Below are 2,186 nucleotides of genomic sequence, written 5' to 3' on the forward strand. Positions count from 1 at the left end.
AACCGAACACCATTTAGGCGGTGTCCTAAATGGGTAAGTTTCGGACAACGGTTCATCAAAAATAGGAGAAGCATCCAATTTATTCAAACGATTTCCCGGATCTTCCCTCACAAATTTTTTGATTTCTTCAGTAACCCATTTTTTAAACTCTTCGGTATTCATTTCGAATCCCCACTACGTATTGCTTCAAACTTTCACTATTTGTTTCTATTTCATTAAATAAGTCATAATGAAAAAATCTAATATTTTTCTCTCTATAAATTAATCTTTAAATTGTTTTAATTTTCTTACTTTGGATTTTCTACTAAAACTAGATTATTGCGTAAATTATTTATAATTCCTTTTAGTTTTAGCATTAAAACGGTGTGTACGTTAAAATTTTTGATTATTTTCTGGAGGTTGTTTAATTGGGTTATGAAACAATCATTTATGAGAAAAAGAATGGTGTTGGTAAGATTACCTTGAATAGGCCGGAAAAATTGAATGCTATGAATTTTCAAATGGTTGATGACCTGGTTGGTGTTTTAGATGATATTAGTAATGATGACGAGGTGAGAGCAGTTATTATTACTGGTGCTGGCCGGGCTTTCTGTTCTGGAGCTGAACTTGCAGAGCTTGGTGCAAGGGAAGACCCCTTTGAATCGTTAAGCTTTATGCGTTCATTCGCCCACCGACCAATACTAGCGTTGAGAAGTTTAGAAAAACCAGTGGTAGCCGCGGTAAATGGTTACGCTCTTGGAATCGGTTGTGGTATAGCATTAGCTTGTGATATTAGAATCGCCTCTGAGGATGCCGTGTTCGGAGAAAGATTTGTGAGAATAGGTATACTTCCCGGCGATGGCGACATGTATTTACTGCCATTACTCATAGGTTTGGGAAGAGCCAGTGAACTCTTATTTACGGGGGACGATCTTAGTGGAAAAGAAGCCGAGAGGATAGGATTGGCAAACAGATGTGTTCCTACCGATAAGCTTATAGAAGAAGCTGAAGCATTAGCTCAGAGATTAGCCCAGGGGGCAACTAGAGCTATAGCTGCAATTAAATCCGCATTAAATAGGAGAATAATACCTGAACTTAAGCAAGAACTAGACTACACTAATCTCCAACAGTCGCTACTATATCAAACTGAAGATCATAATGAAGCTCTAAAAGCCATTAAGGAAAAAAGAAAGCCAGTATTCAAAGGAAGATAACACAAACATTAAATACTTAAAACCTCCTATAAGGAGAATCTCAGTAAATCTAATAACCACTTTCAACACATTTACTTAACCTAAAAAACAAAAATAAAAAAATTACCAGCAAAATCCAAACTTTACCCGGATTAAAAATTAAAAAAGTGTCTATGGTAATAAGTTTAAAAAATTTAGAAATTATGGAGAAATGTTTGTCTATGCCTTTCTACTGTCGGGTTTGCGGTAAACGCATCAAAGGAATAAGCAACGAAGCTAAACACATACACGAATGGGCGGTAGCCTTCACAAAAGGAAAATCCCACTGGAGATACAAAAAACACTACGATTTCCTAGTAAGAAATCACTGCCCCTTAAAAATTGAGGAGGTTAAAAAATTATTAGACGAAATGAATACCCAAAGCCCGACAGATAATGACAAGAAGTAAATCCCAAAAAGTATAATCTGTGAATGATTATGAAAAAAATAATAATTGACACGGATATCGGCTTAGATGTTGACGATTCATACGCTATTTCCCTAGCCGCAAAATCCCCCGAACTAAGAGTGGAGGGCATTACCACCGTTTACGGCGACACGCTAACAAGAGCCAAAATCGCACTAAAACTGCTCACATTAGCTGGTAGAAGCGATATCCCAGTAATTGTGGGGGAGGATGAACCAATCTCAGAAAACAGGAAAGCACTAAGACTGGGTGTCGAGGGAAAAGGAATATTAACACCCCAAGATAAAAAGCTCCAAGTAACACCCGGAAATGCGGTTGACTTCATCATCAACAAAGTTTTGCCTTCCAAAAAAGAATTCACTATTGTCGCCATCGGGGCACTCACAAATATTGCCAAAGCTATCAAAAAAGAACCAGCCATAAAAAATGGTATAAAAGAATTAGTTTTGATGGGTGGAGTAATTAATCCACCCATAATAAACGGGGAAAAAGTACCGTTGTCCGAAACTTACCCATCTAGGACACTTCCAGATGGTGTTCGGTTCCT

General features: G+C 37.4%; 3 protein-coding genes. All 3 read left to right on the forward strand.

Translation table 11 applies throughout. The features are described from left to right. The first annotated feature begins 407 nt into the window (after nt 1-407). Entirely contained in the window at nt 408-1,193 is a 786-nt protein-coding gene (locus ACUVXA_RS20040; protein ID WP_445873061.1) for an enoyl-CoA hydratase/isomerase family protein, read from the forward strand. Nucleotides 1,194-1,387: 194 nt separating this feature from the next. Then, on the forward strand, nt 1,388-1,621 hold the full coding sequence (locus tag ACUVXA_RS20045; protein ID WP_445873062.1) for a hypothetical protein: 234 nt from the start codon (nt 1,388-1,390) through the stop codon (nt 1,619-1,621). 29 nt (nt 1,622-1,650) lie between these two features. After that, nucleotides 1,651-2,186, forward strand: a 536-nt coding sequence (locus ACUVXA_RS20050; protein ID WP_445873063.1) for a nucleoside hydrolase, incomplete at its 3' end; no start/stop codon positions are given.

The organism is Candidatus Jordarchaeum sp. (genome assembly GCF_052745115.1).